Source organism: Streptomyces sp. NPDC048288, assembly GCF_043201555.1.
In the GTDB taxonomy this organism is placed as follows: Bacteria; Actinomycetota; Actinomycetes; order Streptomycetales; family Streptomycetaceae; genus Streptomyces.
In genome coordinates this window covers 240240-259599 of record NZ_JBICZD010000011.1, presented here as the reverse complement: position 1 = coordinate 259599, position 19360 = coordinate 240240, and the positions used below count along the sequence as shown (strand labels likewise).

20 protein-coding genes and 1 pseudogene are annotated in these 19360 nt (G+C 68.9%); 12 read left to right on the top strand and 9 right to left on the bottom strand.

Annotated elements, in window-relative coordinates; all coding sequences use genetic code 11:
• Positions 1 to 9 precede the first annotated feature (9 nt).
• The 5 genes from ACGFZS_RS35415 to ACGFZS_RS35395 form a co-directional block, all read right to left on the bottom strand.
• Positions 10 to 1305 (bottom strand): hypothetical protein, encoded by a 1296-nt coding sequence (locus ACGFZS_RS35415; RefSeq protein ID WP_393798530.1) that lies wholly within the window; start codon positions 1303 to 1305, stop codon positions 10 to 12.
• 29 nt (positions 1306 to 1334) lie between these two features.
• The gene (locus ACGFZS_RS35410; protein WP_393798529.1) at positions 1335 to 1841 is read right to left on the bottom strand and encodes a SigE family RNA polymerase sigma factor; all 507 of its coding nucleotides are present in this window, start codon (positions 1839 to 1841) and stop codon (positions 1335 to 1337) included.
• A gap of 79 nt (positions 1842 to 1920) precedes the next feature.
• Positions 1921 to 2739, bottom strand: coding sequence for a class I SAM-dependent methyltransferase (locus tag ACGFZS_RS35405; RefSeq protein ID WP_393798528.1), 819 nt, complete (start codon positions 2737 to 2739; stop codon positions 1921 to 1923).
• A 96-nt stretch (positions 2740 to 2835) separates the two neighbouring features.
• Positions 2836 to 4023, bottom strand: coding sequence for a serine hydrolase domain-containing protein (locus ACGFZS_RS35400; RefSeq protein WP_393798527.1), 1188 nt, complete (start codon positions 4021 to 4023; stop codon positions 2836 to 2838).
• Positions 4024 to 4081: 58 nt separating this feature from the next.
• Positions 4082 to 4624 (bottom strand): TetR/AcrR family transcriptional regulator, encoded by a 543-nt coding sequence (locus ACGFZS_RS35395; RefSeq protein WP_393798650.1) that lies wholly within the window; start codon positions 4622 to 4624, stop codon positions 4082 to 4084.
• 153 nt (positions 4625 to 4777) lie between these two features.
• Here ACGFZS_RS35395 and ACGFZS_RS35390 point away from each other — a divergent pair, with 153 nt between their 5' ends.
• On the top strand, positions 4778 to 5656 hold the full coding sequence (locus ACGFZS_RS35390; RefSeq protein WP_393798526.1) for an SDR family oxidoreductase: 879 nt from the start codon (positions 4778 to 4780) through the stop codon (positions 5654 to 5656).
• An 81-nt stretch (positions 5657 to 5737) separates the two neighbouring features.
• On the opposite strand, the gene ACGFZS_RS35385 is transcribed toward ACGFZS_RS35390, so the two are convergent.
• A complete protein-coding gene (locus tag ACGFZS_RS35385) occupies positions 5738 to 7660 on the bottom strand; it encodes an N-acetylmuramoyl-L-alanine amidase (protein ID WP_393798525.1) in 1923 nt (640 codons plus the stop codon).
• Between the two features lie 450 nt (positions 7661 to 8110).
• Between ACGFZS_RS35385 and ACGFZS_RS35380 the strand changes: the two genes are divergently transcribed.
• From ACGFZS_RS35380 to ACGFZS_RS35345, 8 genes and pseudogenes are all read left to right on the top strand, one after another.
• Positions 8111 to 8611 carry a nuclear transport factor 2 family protein gene (locus tag ACGFZS_RS35380; RefSeq protein ID WP_393798524.1) on the top strand — a complete coding sequence of 167 codons (501 nt, stop codon included), beginning with the start codon at positions 8111 to 8113 and terminating at the stop codon, positions 8609 to 8611.
• 233 nt (positions 8612 to 8844) lie between these two features.
• Positions 8845 to 9789 carry an alpha/beta fold hydrolase gene (locus ACGFZS_RS35375; protein WP_393798523.1) on the top strand — a complete coding sequence of 315 codons (945 nt, stop codon included), beginning with the start codon at positions 8845 to 8847 and terminating at the stop codon, positions 9787 to 9789.
• A 485-nt stretch (positions 9790 to 10274) separates the two neighbouring features.
• A pseudogene (locus ACGFZS_RS35370) lies at positions 10275 to 10649 on the top strand (alpha/beta fold hydrolase); the annotation flags it as partial.
• A gap of 72 nt (positions 10650 to 10721) precedes the next feature.
• Positions 10722 to 11198: a DUF6924 domain-containing protein gene (locus ACGFZS_RS35365; RefSeq protein ID WP_393798649.1), complete on the top strand. Its 477-nt coding sequence runs from the start codon at positions 10722 to 10724 to the stop codon at positions 11196 to 11198.
• Between the two features lie 275 nt (positions 11199 to 11473).
• On the top strand, positions 11474 to 12136 hold the full coding sequence (locus ACGFZS_RS35360; RefSeq protein ID WP_393798522.1) for a hypothetical protein: 663 nt from the start codon (positions 11474 to 11476) through the stop codon (positions 12134 to 12136).
• 95 nt (positions 12137 to 12231) lie between these two features.
• The gene (locus tag ACGFZS_RS35355) at positions 12232 to 13164 is read left to right on the top strand and encodes a hypothetical protein (RefSeq protein WP_393798521.1); all 933 of its coding nucleotides are present in this window, start codon (positions 12232 to 12234) and stop codon (positions 13162 to 13164) included.
• Between the two features lie 46 nt (positions 13165 to 13210).
• Positions 13211 to 14542 (top strand): PE-PGRS family protein, encoded by a 1332-nt coding sequence (locus tag ACGFZS_RS35350; protein ID WP_393798520.1) that lies wholly within the window; start codon positions 13211 to 13213, stop codon positions 14540 to 14542.
• Between the two features lie 30 nt (positions 14543 to 14572).
• The gene (locus ACGFZS_RS35345; RefSeq protein ID WP_393798519.1) at positions 14573 to 15163 is read left to right on the top strand and encodes a hypothetical protein; all 591 of its coding nucleotides are present in this window, start codon (positions 14573 to 14575) and stop codon (positions 15161 to 15163) included.
• 126 nt (positions 15164 to 15289) lie between these two features.
• Here ACGFZS_RS35345 and ACGFZS_RS35340 read toward each other — a convergent pair whose 3' ends face one another.
• Complete coding sequence (locus ACGFZS_RS35340; RefSeq protein WP_393798518.1) at positions 15290 to 15661, bottom strand: hypothetical protein; 372 nt, start codon at positions 15659 to 15661, stop codon at positions 15290 to 15292.
• Between the two features lie 246 nt (positions 15662 to 15907).
• Here ACGFZS_RS35340 and ACGFZS_RS35335 point away from each other — a divergent pair, with 246 nt between their 5' ends.
• Positions 15908 to 16453 (top strand): hypothetical protein, encoded by a 546-nt coding sequence (locus ACGFZS_RS35335; protein WP_393798517.1) that lies wholly within the window; start codon positions 15908 to 15910, stop codon positions 16451 to 16453.
• A gap of 43 nt (positions 16454 to 16496) precedes the next feature.
• Positions 16497 to 17267 (top strand): transposase, encoded by a 771-nt coding sequence (locus tag ACGFZS_RS35330; protein ID WP_393798516.1) that lies wholly within the window; start codon positions 16497 to 16499, stop codon positions 17265 to 17267.
• 109 nt (positions 17268 to 17376) lie between these two features.
• Here ACGFZS_RS35330 and ACGFZS_RS35325 read toward each other — a convergent pair whose 3' ends face one another.
• On the bottom strand, positions 17377 to 17571 hold the full coding sequence (locus tag ACGFZS_RS35325; protein ID WP_393798515.1) for a hypothetical protein: 195 nt from the start codon (positions 17569 to 17571) through the stop codon (positions 17377 to 17379).
• An 8-nt stretch (positions 17572 to 17579) separates the two neighbouring features.
• Positions 17580 to 18431, bottom strand: coding sequence for a helix-turn-helix domain-containing protein (locus ACGFZS_RS35320; RefSeq protein ID WP_393798648.1), 852 nt, complete (start codon positions 18429 to 18431; stop codon positions 17580 to 17582).
• 270 nt (positions 18432 to 18701) lie between these two features.
• Between ACGFZS_RS35320 and ACGFZS_RS35315 the strand changes: the two genes are divergently transcribed.
• On the top strand, positions 18702 to 19358 hold the full coding sequence (locus tag ACGFZS_RS35315; protein ID WP_393798514.1) for an ATP-binding protein: 657 nt from the start codon (positions 18702 to 18704) through the stop codon (positions 19356 to 19358).
• Positions 19359 to 19360 lie beyond the last annotated feature (2 nt).

Here is a 19360-nt window from a genome sequence, read left to right as displayed (position 1 = left end):
AGGGCGGCGCTACGGCCGCCACTTCGGGCTGAGGGCGATGGCGCGCAGCTGCTTCATGGTCAGGGCCGGGGCGGTGCGGGTGGCGGCGGTCTGCTGGGAGCCCGAGTTGAAGGCGCTGACGACCACCCGGAAACCGTCGGTGCGCAGGGTGTCCACGGTCCACATGACGACCCCGGCGCCGCCCTTCTCCCCGGGCGCCTGCCGCTCGGCGACCCGCGTCCCGTCGGCGAGCGTCTCGCTCCCGCTGCCGAACAGGTCACCGGCCACATCGCCCATGTCCGGCTGCACATTGATCTGTACGAGACTCCGGCCCCTGCCGTCGTCGACGACGACGTACGTGAACTGGTCGCTGTCGTCACTCCCGTGCGCCACGACCTTCAGCCCCTTCGGGACCAGCGAGGCGAGGGTCTGCCGGATCGCCTTGCCGTCGCCCTGGGCCGGGGTCGGCTCCTCCGTCGGGGACCCGGTCCGCGTCGGGTCGTCCGGCAGGGCGTCGGCGATCCCCCGCCAGTCCCGCGCCGCCGCGAGTACCGTCAACTGCCCGGCGGACAAGGGCGGTTCGTCCCGGGTGATCGGCGCGCCCTTCTCGGCGGCGGCGTTCCACTCGCTCACCGACACCTGGTGGCCGTCCGGGGTGATGAGGTTCGCGGTCCAGAGCTTGGTCTCCACGCGCCGGTCCGGGTACTCGTACCCCTTGACCACCGCGACGACGGACGAGTCGGGCAGATGGCTGGTCGTGCAACTGTCGTACGGCGTATAGACCTTGTCGGGGCACCGGACGGCCTGCCGGGCGTCGTCCCCGCCGGGTTGCACCTTCTGTACGACGACGCTGATGGCGGCGGCGCCGTGCCCGTCGTCGTACACGACCTGCGCGTACGGCACCGAGTGCGGCTCGCTCCGGTCGGCCCCGCGGCCCTCGGCCTTGCCGAACTTCCCTGCGGGCAGCAGCCTTTCCAGCGTGCTGATCATCTCGTCGGAGGTGACGGCCCGGTCGCCGGGGGAGGACGTGGGGCGCGGGGTCGTACTCACGGAGGCCGGCGGCCGTGCGACGGACGACGAGCCGCCCCAGGACACCGCCAGCGCACCGCCCACGCCGGCGAGCGCGACACCCGCGGCGCCGCCCAGTACGGCGGTCCGGCGCCGCAGCCGCAACCGCCGCCCCCGGGCCGCCCCGGCGGCGGCGAGCGTGACCCGGTCGGTCTCGAAGGCGCCGCCGGCGTGCCGCAGGGCGGCGGCCAGCTCGCGTTCGAACGGGTCGCTGTCACCGGTGCTGTCGTTGTCGCTGTGCTGCTGCTCGACGGGCATGACGAACCACCGTTTCCACAAGGTTGAGGTCAGGAACGGGCGTACTCGGCGAGGTCCTCGCCCAGGAGTTCACGCAGCCGGGCCAGGGCCCGTACGCACCGCGTGCGGACGGCGGCCGAACTCACGTTGAGCGCGTCCGCGGTCTCGTGGATCGACCGGTCCTCCCAGTACCGCAGGACGACGACGGCCCGGTCCTTGGCGGGCAGCTGCGCGAGGGCGTCGAGGAGGGTCAGCCGCAGCGAGGGATCGGCGTCGGCGTCGGCCGCCTCGGGAAACGAGTCCCTGATCCGCTCCCGGTTGCTGAACCGCCGCCGGTGCGCGAGAAAGGTCCGGGTGAGGACCGTCTGCGCGTACCCGGCGGGGTTGCCGACCCGGGAGACCCGCCCCCAGCGGACGTAGATCCGCCCGAGGGCCTCCTGCACCAGGTCCTCCGCGAGGTGGGTGTCCCCGGCGGTCAGCAGACAGGCGGACCGGTACATGTGCCCGGCCCGCGCCGCCGCGAACTCGGCGTAGTCCTCCACCGGCCCCTGAGTCATCCCCAAGCTCCCCGTCCCCGTTCCCGCCCCCGGCGCGCTGCCGCTCACCTCATTGATGCGGTGGGCCGGGGAAAATGTTTCAAAGGATTCTCAGGGCAGGCTCATTGCCCCCGCCCCCCCGCCCCCGCCCGGGCCCCGCCCCGCCGCCTGCCAGGTCGGCGACGAGCAGCCGGTACCCCACGTCGAGGGAGTCGAGCCCGAGCAGTTCGCCGTACCGCCGCGCCCACCGCCCGCTCTGCAGGTCCTCGGCGAGCCGCCGCAGCCCGGGCGTGAGAACGGCCGCACCGGTCTGCGCGAACAGGGAGATGCCGGCCCGGACCCGGGGATCGAGATAGGCCTCGGGCCGCCGCCAGAAGGCGGCCCCGAACCCGTCCACGCAGTCGTACGGCACCGGCACCACCTCGACCCGTACCGTCCCGCCGAGCAGTTCGGCCAGCCGCGTGATGGCGACCGCCCGGCCGTCGTCGAACTCCGCCGCCTCCGGCAGATAGTCCCGCACCAGCCAGAACCGCTCCCGGAACATCCGCTGGTCCCAGGTCAGCACCACGACCCGGCGCCGCGCGACCCGCCGCAACTCCGCGATCCCGGCGGCCGGATCACCCCAGTGGTGCACGGTGAGCAGGGCCATCACGGCGTCCACCGCGCCGTCCCGCAGCGGAAGCCGCTCGGCGATCCCCCGTACGGCGGGCGCGGCCCCCGGCGGCCGCTGCTCGATCATGACCAGGCTCGGCTCGACCGCGAGCACGGTCCGCTCCGGCTCGTACGACCCCGTCCCCGCCCCGACGTTGACCACGTCCGCCATGCCGTCGAGCGCGGCCCGCACCCGTGCCCCGATCCGCGGGTCGGGCCGCCGGGTCAGCCCGTACCCCACCCCGAGTCCGTCGTAGATGGCCCCCATGCGGGCCAGTATCCGGACCGGGTACGGGCCTTGCCCACCCCCGTGCCCCCTCGTTCACCCGGTCGTCCCGTCGTCCCGTCGGCCCGCTCGGTTTCCTCAGCCCTGCGCTGCCCGTGCCGACGCCTCCCCTACGGCGTCGACGAGCGAGGCCGCGCGGGTGTCCTCCGGGCCCTCGACGATGTGGTTCATCACGTACGCGAAGGCGATCCCGTGCTCCGGGTCGGCGAACGCGAGCGAGCCGCCGCGGCCGGGGTGGCCGAAGGCGCGCGGGCCGGTCATCCGGTCGGTCTCGGTGGGCAGCATGTACCCGGTCCCGAACCGGCTGGGGATCAGCAGCACCCGGTCGATCCCCGCCGCCTGCTCGGCCGCCGCCGACTCCGCCGTCTCCGGGGTGAACAGCCGTACGCCGTCCACCTCCCCGATCAGCGAGGCGTACATCCGTGCCAGCCCCCGGGCGGTGCCGATCCCGTTGGACGAGGGCAGCTCCGCGGCCTGTACCTCGGGGGAGTTGAAGTCGATCGCCGCGGGCTCGGTCACGGCGAAGGCCCTGCTGTACAGCGACCGCGGATCGCGCATGGCGGCGACGAGTTCCCGGAACTCCGGCGGGATCGCCTCCAGCGGAATGGCGCCGAGATCGACCGCCGGCTCCTGGTACACCATCCGGCTCACCCGCCCCCGCTCACCGTCCGGCAGCCCGATGAAGAAGTCGATCCCCAACGGGCCGGCGATCTCCTCGGCGACGAACCGCCCCGGCGTACGCCCCGACACCCGCCGGATCACCTCCCCGACCAGCCATCCGAAGGTCCGCCCGTGATACCCGTGCGCACTCCCCGGCACCCACGCCGGCGGCTGCGCGGCGACCGCGTCCACGATCGGATCCCAGCCCAGCGCCGCGTCCACCGGCACCGGCGGCTCGACCCCGACCACCCCCGCCCGATGCGACAGCAACCACCGCACCGGGATCTGCGCCTTGCCGTTCACCCCGAACTCCGGCCAGTACGCCGCCACCGGCGCGTCCAGGTCCAACTCCCCGCGCTGGGCGAGCAGATGAACGGCGGTGGCCGTCACGCCCTTCGTCGCGGAGTACACGAGTTGCAGCGTGTCCCGCTCCCACTCCCGCCCGGTGTCCGGATCGGCGACCCCGCCCCACAGATCCACCACCGGCCGCCCGTCCCGGTACACGCACACGGCGGCCCCGATGTCCCCCCGCTCGTCGAAGTTGGCGGCGAACGCCTCACGCACGCCCTCGAACCCGTCGGCCACTTCACCGTGGATCGTCGTCATGCCCGCCATCCTGGCAGCCGGGTGCCTGTTTCCTCCGGCAATTCGGGCGTGGTGACGGTCAGTTGAGCCCGTCGAGCCAGCGCAGCAGCCGGGCGCCCTCGCGGGTCGTCACGTCCGGGTCGCGCAGGGCGTGGGCGAGCAGCGACATGCCCTGGTACCCGGCGACGAGGGTGAGGGCCAGGTCGTCCGGCTCGGTGTCCGGGCCCGAGAGTCCCAGCTCACGGAATTGGCGCGCGGCCCACTCCAGCAGCCGCCGGATCACCGCGCCGGCCTCCGCGTCCAGCGTCCCGTCGGCCCGCTTGCCGAGCTCGGCGGCCAGGGTGCCGGTGGGGCAGCCGAAGCGGGCGGCGACGTCACGCTGCTCGACCCAGGCCGCGATCAGCCCCTTGAGCCGGTCCCGGGGATCCGCCAACTCGTCCAGCCGCCCTGTGAGTTCGTCGAGATGCGCGGTGTGCTCGGTGAGCGCGGCCCGGACCAGCTCGTCCTTGGTCTTGAAGTAGTAGTAGACGTTCCCGACCGGGACCTCGGCCTCCCGCGCGATGTCGGCGAGCGTCGTCCGTTCCACACCCTGCTCGTGCAGCACCCGCGCCGCCGCCGCCATCAGCCGCCGCCGCTTCTGCGAGGCCCGCACCCGCCGATCCACTGAGTTGGTCACCCAACTAACTATAGACAGGGCAGGGGGCGGGCGTGCTAGCTTCTGTCCCGAAGTTCTAAGTCAGCCAACTAACTTACTAATGCTTGCTCAGGGGGAACGATGATCACCGTCACAGGCGCGACCGGCAACATCGGCCGGACACTGGTGGATCTGCTGGCGCAGGAGGGCGAGGAGGAGGTGGTGGCGGTGTCCCGCCGCGACCGCCCGGCGACACCCGATGCGCCCGCCGTGCGCGATGTGCCCGCCGCGCCCGGCGTCCGCTGGATCCGGGCGGATGTCGGGAACGCGGAGAGCATGCGTCCGGCACTCACCGGGGCACGCGCCCTCTTCCTCGTCCTCGGCGGCGAACTCAACGCCCACGGCGAGAGCCCCACCCTCCTCCTCGACACGGCCGTGTCCGCCGGCGTCGAGCGAGTCGTCCTGGTCTCCTCCCAGGTCAGCGCCACCCGCCCGGACGCGCCCTCGCACGCCCGCCTGCGCGCGTTCGAGGCGGCGGTACGAGCGTCGGGCCTGGACTTCACCATCCTGCGCCCCGGCGGCTTCGCCTCCAACGCCTTCGCCTGGGCCGAGACCATCCGCACCCGGCGCACGGCCTTCGCCCCCTTCGCCGGCACCGCCCTCCCCGTCGTGGACCCGGCGGACATCGCGGCGGTCGCGGCGGCGGCCCTCCGCGAGGACGGCCACGGGGGACGGGCGTACGAGCTCACCGGCCCCGCGCTGATCAGCCCGCGCGAGCAGGTCCGGGCCATCGGGGAGGCGCTGGCCGAGGAGGTGACCCTCGTCGAACTGTCCCGCGAGGAGGCCCACGCCGCGATGACCCGGTTCATGCCGGAGGAGGCGGTCACGGGGACGCTGGACGTCCTGGGGGAGCCGCTGGCCGCCGAGTCGAAGGTGAGCGGGGACGTGGAGGCGGTGCTGGGGCGGCCTGCGGGGGGCTTCGGGGGGTGGGCCGGGCGGAACGCGGCGGCGTTCAAGTAGGGCGGGCCGCCCCGGCCCCGGGATACAAGTGTGCCCAGGGGGCCTGGACCCCCTGGGCACCACACGATCAGCGGCTGAACATCATGAGCCCGTGACGTCCGTGGAGTCCGTGACGTCCGTGGCCGTGACGTCCGAGGCGTACACGAGGGCGACGCGGTGGTTGTACTGGATGGTGTACATCGCCTTGGCGCCGGTGACGACCGTACCGCTGGAGGGGAAGAAGTCGTCCGTGAGGGACGGCGCCACGGTGGCCACGTAGGCCTGCCCGGCCGGGACGGTGTACATGCTGAGCGGCGCCTGCGTCGAGGGCGAGAGACCCGCCGGGTACTCGGCGGCGTCCGGGTAGCTGGAGCCGTACACCGCGACCGGGGAGGTCCCGGCGGCCGAGATCACCTTCACCCCGTGGGCGGGCGCGGTGTTGCACCCGTGCGGGTTGAAGAACCACACCTTCGACCCGCCGTACCAGACGGCCGTCCAGTCACCGTCCTGCCCGGCGACGACGAACTGCTGTCCGGCCGCCGCCGTGCTGCCCCAGTCGTTGATCCGGTCGGTGCCGGCCGCGCCGGGGTGCAGCGCCTGGTCCCCGAAGAGGGGCGCGGTGTCGCTGGGTTCGGTGCGCAGGTAGACGAAGTTCGACGGCTGCGGGGTCTCGGTGCACGCGGTGGTGGCGCCGGTCGGGTCGTCGGACGGGCAGATCTGCACGGTCTGCGTGTTGTCGGCGAACCGCGGGGCGATGGTGACCACCGAGCCGACGGGTCCGACCCCGTGCCGCCCGGTGTGCACGCCGAGCAGGCTCATCAGGTGGTTCCAGTCCCAGGACGGACCCGGGTCCCAGTGCATGCCGGACACGAGGGACGACTTCGGCCCGGCGACGTTGTCGTGCCCGATGATGTGCTGCCGGTCCAGCGGTATGCCGAACCGCCCGGCCAGGTACTTCACCAGGTCGGCCGTGGCCTCGTACTGCGCCTCCGTGTACCAGGTGCCGCCGTGCGCGGCGTACCCCTCGTGCTCGATGCCGATCGAGTGCATGTTGGTGGAGTAGTTGCCCGCGTGGAAGGCGAGGTCCTTCGTGGGCACCATCTGCGTCACCGCGCCGTCGGAGGACCGCATGACGTAGTGCGCGGCCGAGCCGCCCGCCTGCTGGAAGAGGCTGACGGCGGTGTCGTACGACGTCTCCGTGTCATGGATGACGATGCTGTCGATCCGGATGCCGTTGGCGGGCCGGTTGGACACCTGCCCGTTGGACGCGGCCGCCGGCACGAAGGTGCACGCGACGGTCGCCGGGCACTCGGTCTCCGTCGTGTCCGCCGACTTCAGGTCCAGGGCCTTCAACTGACCGGTGACCGGCTCGACATCGCTGTCGGCCGCCAGCCGTACGTGCTCGCCCTCGGCCGTCGTACGGCCGACCCCCTTCTCGATGGTCGCGAACACCCGCCCGGCGAAGGCCGCCGCGCCCTGCCGATCGTCCGCCTGGCTGTAACGGGCCACCGCCGCATACCAGTTGCCCGGATCAGCGGAGACGGACCCGATGACATCCTTCTGATACGACGCGAGCAGCGCCGCACCGCCACGGATGTTGGCCGACGGATCCTCGCGCAGCTCCTCGGCCGACAGCCCGGTCAGCTTCGCCGCCGCCCGCAGGGTGTGCAGCGCCGGATCGGCGGCCAGCTTCCCCAGATCCGCACGCCCCGCCGCACCCGCGTCGCCGCCGGCCATCATCGCCGGGGTGACGTCCGTCAGATGCATCGGCCCGTAGCCGCCGTCCGTGCTGTACTCCCCGGCGTGCGTGTCCCAGGCCGACTCCTGGTACGCCACCGCCAGCAGCACCTGACGCGGCACGTGGTACGCGTCGGCGGCAGCCGCGAACTCCTGCTGCAACGTGGCCGTCGCGTCCCCGGCCCCACCGTCGGCCAGCGCCGGCACCGGCACGGCCACCCCACCCGCGACAGCGAGCGCGGCGACGGCCGTCAGCAGGACCGGACGTCTGGAATTCCCTGTACTCATGAAAAAGTCCCCGAACCTCGGAGGATCAAATGGCGGAATGGAGGATGCGTACGACGGGACATCGGTTCATCGCCCGCACCGCTCCGCGCACGGCCCCGCGCCCTACGCGGGGCTCCACCCGTCGGCGCCCGGAAGCGGATGATCCTCCTCTGCTCGAAGCCGAGTCAACTTCCCCACTTCAAACGCCACTTGAACGAACCGAGGAGAACCACACACCACGACGACCCCCTCCCGGGCGCACCCCCGCAGCCACCGAGAAACGCTCCCGAGCCGGTCCCCGTTGTTCCCCGCGGGCTCCTCTTCGACAAGCCGAGTCACCACGTGTCGATCGAGTGGCATGCGGCGGCCCGGCCACCGGGACCGCATCCTGTCCGTGGAGGTGTTCGTTGCCCGGCTGGGGCTGATCAGCGAGGAGCCCCGCCGATGGGACGGATCCTTGAAGGAGACATCGTGAACCAAGAGGAAATGGTCGCCTTGTGGGAGCAGCACACGGCGTACGAGTTCGTCGTCAAGGACGCCGACCTGGCGGTGACCACCATGGTCGAGGACGCCAGCGTGATGCATCTGCCGACGATGAGCGGCGGTGTCGGCAAGGAATACCTGCGGGGTTACTACCGCGACGTCTTCATTCCGGGCATTCCGCAGAACACCGTCACTGAGACGGTGGACCGGTCCGTGGGCGGCGACTTCCTTGTCGAGGAGATCATCATGCGGATGACTCATGACCAGGAGGTCCCGTTCCTGCTGCCCGGACTCGCCCCGACCGGACGGGCCGTCGAAGTGCCGCTGGTCGTGGTGGTCAAATTCCGCGACGGCCTGATGGCGAGCGAACGGATCCACTGGGACCAGGCCGCGGTGTTGATCCAGGTCGGCCTACTCGCCGCCGAAGGCCTGCCCATGGCCGACTTCACCGAGGTCTCCCGGTTCCTGCGGGACGAGTCCACGTCCTGACACCACTTCAGAGCACGGGACCAGTGCCAGCCGACTGCCCGATGCTGCCAAGTAGGTCGTGCTAAAGCCCTGTCGGAGGGTGGGGCTTTCCCCCGGGGCGGACTGGAGTCAGCCTGTTGGCGCGGTCCTGGGCGTCGTACCTAGTCTCTGACGCATCGCCAGAAACCCTTCGCCTCAAGCGTCTTGTGGCTGCTGGCATCCGATGCCGTTCCCCCGATCTCCTGGAGAGCCCCGTGTTCCGCACAACAAGGACCGCCACCGCCACGACCGCCCTGCTCTGCGCCGTGACGGGCGCCGCTCTCACCGGCCTTCCCCAGGCGTCCTCCGCTGCGGCCATGGTGCAGCAGAGCCGTTCGGGCAGCCCGGAACCGGCCGCCGCGGCCACGGTCGCGAAACGCAGCGGCAGCCTGTTCACCGGTACCGCGAAGATCAAGGTCGGCGACCGCTCGGTGAACGTGTCGTGCACGGGCAGCCCGGCACCGCATCGACCGGTCGTCGTACTGATGGCCGGCCTGGGCGACGGTCTGGACAGCCTGAGCGGCATACAGAAGACGCTCAGCACGAAGGGCCGGGTCTGCTCCTACGACCGCCTTGGCGAGGGCGCGAGCGACGCACCGGCAAGCCCGCAGACCATCGACAGCACCGGAAAGGTGCTGACCGCCGTTCTCGACCGGGTAGCCGGCCACCAGCCCGTCGTCCTGGTCGGGCACTCCCTGGGCGGGCTGATCGCCGCCCGCTACGCCCCCGAACACCAGGACCGTGTCAGGGGCCTGGTCCTGCTCGACGCCACCCCGTCGACCATGGCCGCCGACCTCACCCGCATCGTCCCCGCGTCCGCGACCGGCCCCGGTGCCGAGGCGCGCGACGGGTACCTCGCCGTCAGCCAGGGACAGAACCCGGAGATGCTCTCCTTCGCCGACGCAAGGGTGCGCCCGGCCGGTGACATCCCGGTGGAGGTCATCCGGCACGGGGTCCCGTACCTGGCGCAGTCCATCCCCACCTACGGACCGGCCCTGGAACGCGCCTGGGCCGACGGCGAGCGCGCCTGGCTCGCCCTCTCCACCAACAGCAGCCTGAGCGTCGCCACCAAGAGCGACCACTACATCTACGTCGCCCAGCCCGACCTCGTCGCCCACGCCGTCCAGCACGTCACCTCCCGAGCCTCCGACCGACCCTGACCCTCACGCCCCTCCCCCGAGCGGGAACGAGCACTGGCAAGGGAGAGGCTCCCTCACTCGCCACCCGCACCCGCCCGGGACGACTCGTCCACCCCGGACACGGCCGACGTCGACGAACATCGCCGGGGCGCACCCCCGCAGCCTTCGGGCAGCCCCCGAACTGCAAGCTGGGCCCCCACCATCCCGCGCCCTCCCCGGCCAAGGGCCCCCTCACAACCCACCTGAGGGCCATCCCACGCAAGCCCCACCCCACCCTTCCCGGCCGCCCGCTCGCTTCTTCCCCGTGCCGGAGTGAGCCGAGTCAAGGGTCGGCCGAAGGCCGATCGGCGCCAGCCGACGCGGACGCGGAGCGCAGCGGAGCGGGAGCGCCCTTTACTCGGCTCACGGAGGCACGACACTGACCAAGAAGCGGGCGGCCGGGGGGCACCCTTCTGACCGACGGCCGCGAACCCGACTCTGCTTCTTCCCGCCCTTGACCATCACGCCCCGCCGTACCCGTCGGCCACTCCATTTCCGGCGGCGCCGCCACCATCGCCGCGGCGCAGGAGCCCTCGCTGATCACCGCCGTCGTCGAGCTGGCGCCGTTCACCCGCAAGCAGTCGATGCGCTTCGGCGACCTACGGGTCAAGCGCTTCCGGCAGGGCATGCTGCGGCTGCTCGGCACGGGCCTGTTCGGCAGCGCGCGGCTCTGGCGTTCGTACCACGACGTGGCCTACCTCGGCGTGTAGCCCGCCCACTGGGCCGACCCGCACAGCGAGGGCTCGGCGATCGTCGACGCCCTGCCGCCCGGCCTGGGTTACCTCAAGATGATCGAGGGTGCCGGCCACTACCCGCACGACCAGTTCCCGGACCAGGCGGCCAGGCCTGTCCGGCATGAGACAGTCGGGCACTGTCACCGAGCTTTGCCGAAGAGAGCTGAAGAGAAGCGCACTATGAGAACGTTGCCCGCCATCACCGGCCGAAACGAGTTCGACGCCTTGGTCGTCAGGACCGCCTACGATGACGACCGCGCGTGGCAGGACGTGAGGGCGGCATTGTTGGCGCCGTGGGGAGACGGCGCGTACGAGGCATGCGTCCACTTCGTCGACGACCCGGCCTGGGCGGATGCGGCGGCCGACGAGATACTCCCCGCGGTCTCCGCCGACGAGAGCCTCGCCGTGGTGTTCCTGGCCGACCGGACGACCATGCGGTCCGTGAGCCACCCGCTGCTCGCGATCACCACCCTCACGCGCGAGGAGTGCGTGGACGACGAGGACTACGGGCAACTGACCGCGTTCGGCACCGAGTTCCGCACCACACCGGCAGGCGTCCACGACGTCCACGCCAACCTGAGCATCGGCAACCTGGGCTTCGAGGAGTACGCGGCGTGGGCCCGCGACGACAGCGAGGGCATGTACCGGTCCGCCTGACGGACACCGGCCGGCTCGCGGATATCAGAGCTTGGGCTCTACCGGGAACGGCAGCTTGTCGGCCCAGGCGGGCAGGGCCGCTGCGGCGATCCAAGTTCACAGGCCGCGTTGCGTTCCGAAACGCTATTCACTCCGAGTCCCGAACGGTGTGCACTTCTGCCACGGTTTGTCGCCGTCAGTCTGCTGGGCTTGACGTAAACCCGCCTGGTGTTGCCATGGGTGCGCCGATAGCGTTGGTAGACCTGTGACCACCGTCGCCCCACCAGGAGTCATCCGTGAACCGCCGTCCCGCCATCCTTGCAGCCGCCGCGCTGACCGCCGTCGCGGTCTTGACGCTGTCCGCCTGCGGGAGCGGCGACGGCAGCTCCAAGGGCGATGACGAGATCGCGGGGGCGGATGCCGGTGACGAATCATCGCCCTCGGCTTCGCAGAGTGCGAATCCTACGGACTCCGCAGACCGGCCGGCCGTCACGCTGCCCACGGACATGAAGAAGGTCTTCGAGGACTGGAAGACCGGCGACGCCACGAAGGATGCCGCTCTGGCCGACGCGGAGCAGGCACTCAACTCGGTTGACGACGCCATCGCCCGAGGCGATACGAAGTCGAAGGCGCTCGCCTTCTACTACCAGGACGATGCACTCGTCAGCGAAGTCAAGTGGGTCCAGGCGTGGCTTGACGCCAACATCTCCTGGGCGGGGACCATCCGCTATTTCGATCCTCGGGTGACGCTTCGCGACAAGAAGACGGCCGTCGTCATCTACTGCTCGGACGACAGCAAGGCCTTCAACAAGGACAGGAAGACCGGCAAGGTGGACAAGTCCTCGACCGGCGAGAGTCCGTACACCCTTTACAACACGCGCTTGGTGAAGAACGACGACGGCGTCTGGCAGACCACCGGCCTGTACACCAAGAGGGGACACGAGCAGTGCGGGGGCTGATCACACCGCTTCGGACGGGCATCATCGCCTTTCTGGCTCTGACCGCGGCAGGCACTCCGAATATCGCAGAGGCGATCACGGGACCTGCCCCGTCCGTGACCGAAGCCGACTCCGACGCATCGGCCAAGGCCGACGGAGACACCGTCTCTGCAGCGGTCTCCGGCGCGGTCGTCTTCGACCGTGCGAAGAACGGCAGCGGCGAGTCGGCCGGAGCAGTGACTTCATCCACCACCTGGACGCCACCCGCCTGCTACTACGCGCCGAAGTACACGCCCAAGGAGATCGAGGCGCAGATGCGCCAGGTGTGGTCGAGCAGCGCCCCCAGCAACGAGTGGATCGTGTCCTCCCAGAACTACTTCGTCAATGGAGACCCGTACAAGGACTTCAACAAGGACAAGACCGGCAAGGGCTATTGGTGGGACTCGTATGTCACCGAGGGGCGGGAAGCGGACCCGCACGCCCAGGACTGCGACAAGGAACCCTTCTGGGTCGACACAGGTGACGCGCCCCCGGCCGACGTACCACAGGCCATCACCGCTGAGACGCTCGCCCAGCTCGCATACGCCGAGATCCGTGTCCCGTCGACGAAGGTCGACCTCGCCCCGGCGGGCACCACGAAGGTGAACCTGCCGACCTGGGCGTGGCTGGACACGGCCAAGTTCAAGCCGGTGTCCGTCACGGCTTCCGTTCCGCTGCTCGGTCTCAGCGCTACGACCACTGCCGAGCCGGTCTCGCTGAAGATCACTCCGGGCACGGGCGACGCGCTCACCTATCCGGCCTCCGGTGAATGCGAGATCCACGACGGGAAGATCGGCGAGCCGTACGCCAAGGGCAAGGCCGGCGAGACTCCCTCGTGCGGGGTGAAGTACCTACGTTCCTCCGGCAACGGCTCGTACAAGCTCCAGGCGACCATCACCTGGAAGATCAGCTGGACGAGCACGACAGGACAGGGCGGCGACCTTCCGAACGGAACGTTCGGCGCCGACCAGGACGTCGTCGTCCAGGAGATCCAGGCCGTCAACCGCTGACCGGCGAAACGTGAAGAGCGCCGGACCCGCGGCTCCGAGACCGACGATGGGCAACCACATGCGCATGGTGAATCCCGATGACCTCGACCAGCTCGCCAAGCTGATCGACGGTCGTGGCGGAGTGGTCGACAAGCTCGACGAGGCCTTCACCCGGGCGGCCGCCCTCGGCGTCTCCGAAAAGGTGACCCGTCTCAGGCCGATGCGGAGCTGGGCTGCCGAGACCGCGCCCGATCTCCGCAAGCGCGCGGCAGTGGCCCGAGAGGACCAACTCTTCGAACGCGGTGACCGGGAAACGTACAGTGACTGGCTGGCCCGCATCGAGGCGCACTACCTGGCCAAGGTGCCCGGCCTCGATCGAATCCCCGCAGAGGACATCGAAGAGTTCCTCAACGACGTCGGTGACGTCACAAATGTCATCAAGATCGGCGGCACCACCATGTTGGTGGGCGCCGGCATGTCACAGGTCCTGTTCAAGAACTCCTGGTACAACGGAGTACTTCGGGAAGTCGTGAACTCCGAGTGGTGGGAGAACGGAGGCAGAGCCCGCAACTGGGCCGCCGCCAGTCTTCGTGAACTCCCCGCCGGTGAACTGCGCTCTCTCAGCGCACCGGGCAGTTGGCTCCCCGGCCAACTCGGCAACCTCTTCAGCAGAAGCACGCTCTACCAGAGAGCCAGCAGGATCCCCTTCACCGCGGGACGACGAGCCGATCTGCTCAGCCAGGCGTGGAACGGGTTCCGCGCGCTCCCAGTAGTGAATTCCCCCATGGTGGCCAAGGGAATCGACTTCCTCGTGGGATCCGATGAGCTGGCGATGGCCTACGGCGGGGTGACCCACTCCGAAGCACTGGTCAGCCGTGCCGGGCAAGTGAACCTCTTGAGGGTCTTCCGCTCGGCGTCGTATATCCAAAAACTCAACAACGCAAGGCCCGCCGTCATCGCAGCGGGAAAGACAGCATCCCCCTTCCTCAAAGGAGTCGGCGCAGCCGCCAGAGCCGGAGGCTTCATCCGCTATGCGGGCATCGGCGGAGGCCTCATCGCGACAGGTATCAGCGCTGCCAACGTCTGGGCCCAGGGAAATCCACGGGAGGCGTACAAGAAGAAGGGCGCCGGATACGTCGCGGATGTGGCGGAACTCGGCTTCAATGCATCCCTGACTGCGGCGATGATCGCACCGAACCCGGTTACGGTGGGCCTGACCATCGGCACCGGCCTGATCTACGCAGGAGCCGAGGTCGTCGACCACTGGGACGACATCAAGGCAGGTACAGGCCAGGCGGTCGAGTGGGCCGACGACGCGGCTTCGAAGGCCGGAGAGGGCCTCGCACACGGCGCCCGGGCCGTCGCCAAGGCAGCCAACCCCATGAACTGGTTTGATTGACGGGGAGAGTTCACCCCTATGGGAGCGATCGTGGCAGAATATCAGTTTGAGTTGACCCCATTCTTCGAGAAGAAGCGACGTGGTCGCCGTGGCGTGGTCGCCGCTTTCGGTGAGTTGACGGTAACGGCAGTCCGTAAAAAGCCCGGGCTGAAGAGCGGGCACAAGCAGCTGGAAGTGCAGGTGCTCGGCGACAGAATCCCGGAGATTGTCTATCAGACGGTCGGTCCGGGCCGACCCACTCTCAGAAACGCCCGCCTCCGCATCGACGGAAACCCGGCCAAACTTACCTTCAACACGAAAGCTTTCCGAAACGCGTCGCGCGCTCTGCATATCACCTGCGAACGCGAGCGATCGTACGAATATGTCGCCGCCAGACTTGGAATGGGCGGTACCCTGACCCGCCCGGGAGTCCTGGTCTCCCTCACCCGTGACAAGAACCCAACCGGGAAAGGGATGAGCAGCTTCGGCACGGTGACCGGTGAAGCGGACGCGTTGGACGTCGCCCTGGCGGTTCTCTTCGAAGAGGTCGAGACGCTCGAATTGACGGCGTCCGGCGCGGTGTCCGGAGTTGTGCAGAGGATCCTCTACTCGGGCTCGAACGAGCCGTACGAGGGAATCTGATCCGCACTGGTAGCTGCCTGGCACGTTGTTCCCTTGGGTCGTCAACAGGGTCACCAAAATCGTGCCTGCCGTACCCGCCGGCACAGCCATCTCCGGATCCATCCGCGCCAGCGCCTGGCCTGGCAGTCAGACAGCGCGAAGTCGAGGTGTGTCAGGCTGCTCCGGCTCGACCTCCGCAACTACTGTGAGGGGAATGGGTACCTCGGCGTCGGCGGTCTGCTCTGCCCGGCGACTCAGCTTCGACTTAAGGCTCATCAGCCCGCTCTTGACGTGCGGCGCGGCCTTCACGGCAGCGACCCCCAGCACGAGGCCCGCCGTGACGAGCCCCATGGCCGCCTTGTTCCCGTCGAAGAGCACGGCATGTGTCTCGAGCGCATTGTCGTCATTGCGCGCCAACGGGCTCCTTCCACCCGGAGTGCTCGACTGCGAGAGGTGTGTGTCGGAGGGACGCTGCACCAGCATCAGTTCCCAGATCGAGTCGCCCGAGTTGAGTTCCATGGCGCAACTGTAGGGGCGACCAGGTTCGCTGCGGTCCGGAATGCGATGTTCTCCGCCTAAGGGCTGTCCCGCAATGATCAAGAAGCATGCGTTCGCGGACAGGTGAGCTGTGAAAGGACACCGTGCGTCGCACGTAGCCGGCATGAGGTTCGCTCGCTGAGCCTGGGAAAACCGTTGGACCCGTTGGCGGTGGCGCGTCATAGGGTTTGGGGCGCGGAGACGCGGTTGGCGGAGAGGGAACGGTGGATGGCGGGGCTGTACGAGATCTGGCAGCGGGCGGAGGTGTCGCGCCGGCTCGACGTGTTGTCGGGCTTCGTCGCGATGTGCGTGGCGGGGGACGACGACGCGCGACGCCGTCTCGCCCAGCTGGTTGCCGGCGCTGATGCGGCTCTCTCCGCCTCGCCCCCGGATTTGATGATCGCCTTGGAGCACCTGGAAGAAGTCGTCTGGTGGGCTGACACGGAGTGGGCCGATCACCCCTATCGTCCCGTTGAAGCCCGGCCTGACGAGGCCGACCGGCAGACGCGTGACTATGCCAAGGATCTCCGACACGTCGCACTCCCGGCCGGCGTTCGGGACGAGATGGGCCGCATCGAACTCAGCCTCGAAGTACGGTTCCTGGCCCTCTGCCGCCAACCGGGGTTGGACTGCCGGACCCGGCAGGACCTCTTCTACGTTGCCGGGCGTGCCGCGATGGCCCTCGACCTCGGGCACCTGGAAGCGGCAGAGCGCGAGATCCAGCGCATGGAACAGGTGGGTTCCGCGGAACACCGGGATTGCCGCTGCGGCTGAGCCGCGGCTTCCGAGGTCCACAGGTGTGGAACGATCTCTTCACGTGGCTGGTGTGATCACGGCGTCGGAACCGCAGTGGATAACCCCGTTCAGCGGGCTGCAACCGCGGGACTTCCGCAGGCTGATCGCAACATTGCGCCGAGAAGTTGCTGCGCCGGCTCGCCGGGGGCGCCCCTGGTCACTGCCGCTGGAAGACCGGGTGCTGCTGGTCACCGCGTACTGGCGAACCAACCTGACACTGCGCCAGCTTGCCCTGCTGTTCGGCATCTCCAAGTCAGCTGCAGACCGCATCATCGACCACGTTGGGCCGTTGCTGGCGCTCAAGCAGCGGCAACGCTTCCGCGCCGGCACCGTGCTCATCGTCGACGGCACGCTCGTGCCCACCCGTGACCACAGCGCCGCTGAGCAGTCCAAGAACTACAGGTACTCCACCAACCACCAGGTCGTCATCGACGCAGACACACGGATGGTCGTTGTCGTCGGACGGCCGGTGCCTGGCAACCGCAACGACTGCAAAGCATGGGAATTGTCCGGCGTGAGGGCCTCCGTCGGCCGTACCACCGTGATCGCGGACGGCGGTTACCGGGGCACCGGCCTGGTCATCCCGCACCGCCACGAACCAGGCCAGGCCGAACTCCCAGCCTGGAAAGAGGAACACAACGCTTCCCATCGCAAAGTCCGAGCCCGCGTCGAGCACGTCTTCGCCCGCATGAAGAGCTGGAAGATCCTTCGCGACTGCCGCCTGAAAGGCGATGGTGTCCACCACGCCATGCTCGGCATCGCACGCCTACACAACCTGGCCCTCACCGGATAGATGTAAGTCGGGGAGAGGTACGTCATGCGGCAGCTCAGGGATCATTTACGGGACAAGACTTAGCCCAGCGAATGGGTTCTCCGAAGTCTGATGTCGCCCTCCACGGGCCTCATCTCAGCAGGTGGTCCGCCTTGCCGGCCTTGATGTCGAGGATCATGCTCCGGAGGGCCTCCCGGCTGTCCGTGATGAAACGGTCCTCCTGGCCGCGTACGGCTATGTACGCGTTACCGGAGCCGTCCACGCCCAGCCGGAAGCATGCGTTGCCTTCCCCGCAGAACGGCTCTTCCCACTGGATCTCTGGCATGGCGTCTCCTAGAGCTCGCGAGCGATGGCGTGGATGAAGGCTCTTGAGTCGTCCGGGGACAGCGCCAGCTCCTCCATCCGGTCCAAGTGAGCACGGTACTTGGTCAATTCTGCCTCGCCGTAGAGAAAGTCCGGGCCATGGGAGTTGTCGATCTGCACGGTGTCCAGTTGTTCCGTCGGTCCTTCCGCGTACAGGACGGTCTGTCCCGCCCCCGGGAAGGCTCCGCGGGTGAAGGGGACGACCAGAACCGTTCGGCCGTCCCGCTCGGACTGGTCCAGCAGGTGGAGGAGTTGCTCACGGGCGACCCTCGGCCCGCCGAACTGCATTCGGAGTGCGGCCTCGTGCACGATTCCGATGAAGTAGGGAGCGGCCTCGGAAGTGAAAACCTCTTGACGGTGGTTTCGGTGGGCGGCTCTCAACGCCACCTCGTGCTCGGGCAGATGTGGAAGGACGGCACGGAAGACCGCGAGGGCGTGGTCGGTCGTTTGGAGCAGGCCGGGGATGTGAACCGTGCATGCGGTGCGCATGCGAACGGACTGCCACTCCAACTCGGCGATGTCCAGTAGTCCTTGAGGCAGAGCTCCTCGGTACTGCTCCCACCAGCCCGAGGTGCGTGCTGAGGCCATTTCCACCAACGCCGCCACGTACTTCTCGTCGTCGCAGTGGCAGTGGTGGGCCAGGGTGCGCAGCCGCTCCTCGCTGATGCTCCGGACTCCGGACTCCATGTTGGAGATCTTCCCTCGGTCGACGCCGAGGAGGTTCGCGGCCTGCTCCGCGGACATGCCCGCGGTCATCCGCATCCTGCGCAACTCGTGACCGAGGCGCCTCTGACGTTGGGTCGGTACTGCCCTCGGGGCCATGTCGATCCATACCTTCCGTGTCGCGCTCAAACGGCAGTCTGCCGTGCGGAGTCACATGCGAGCCACGATCGAGCTAATTTGCCGAAGATGGTGGCAAATTTACCAAGCCGTCTTCTAGCTTGGACATCGCGCCGCTCAAGCACAACGAGCAGAAGCGCATCGCGCATGCCCCCCGTTCTCTCCTGCCCTGGGAGTGGTGGCCTGCGCCGGGGCGACAGGCCACTGCTTGACGAGCAGCGCAACCAGACAGGCGGACGAAGGAGTTGGGACATGGATTGCGGTGGATGTACCCCGAGACGACCCTGGGATCTGTCGTTCGCAGCTGAGCCGGCGGAAGTGGCGGCGCTGCGGCGCGTGTTGAGAATTCATCTCGGGCTCTGGGGACTGGCAGATCTGACGGGGGCGGCTCAGCTCTGCCTGAGCGAACTCGTCTCCAACGTGATCACTCACGTGGGCCCCGGCACCCCGACGACACTCGCCGTCTCCATGAGGGGTACGAACCTGCGTATCGAAGTCCATGATCCCGAAACTCGGGCCTTACCGCGTCTGATGGACTCGACCGTCGATGCCGAGGCGGGGCGCGGTATGGCCCTCGTCGCCGCGATGTCCGAGCGCTGGGGCGTTCAGCTTCTGCCCGATCGCAAGATCACGTGGGTCGAGCTTGCATCGGGGCTGACAGAGGCGAACGGACACATCAATGAAGTCCGGGTCTCCAGAGCCACGAGCTGCCTCAACCTCTACAACACGGGGCTGCCGACTCATCTGCAGGGATCGAGCAGACTGAGCGTCATCGCCGCGGAGGAAGTCGCGATCGACGTCATCGCCGATCTTCTTCACTGGCTTCGAGCTCACGGTCATGACGCCGACGATGCTCTGGACCGTGCCCAGATGCAGTTCGAGGCGGACACGCGGCGACTCGCACGATGACG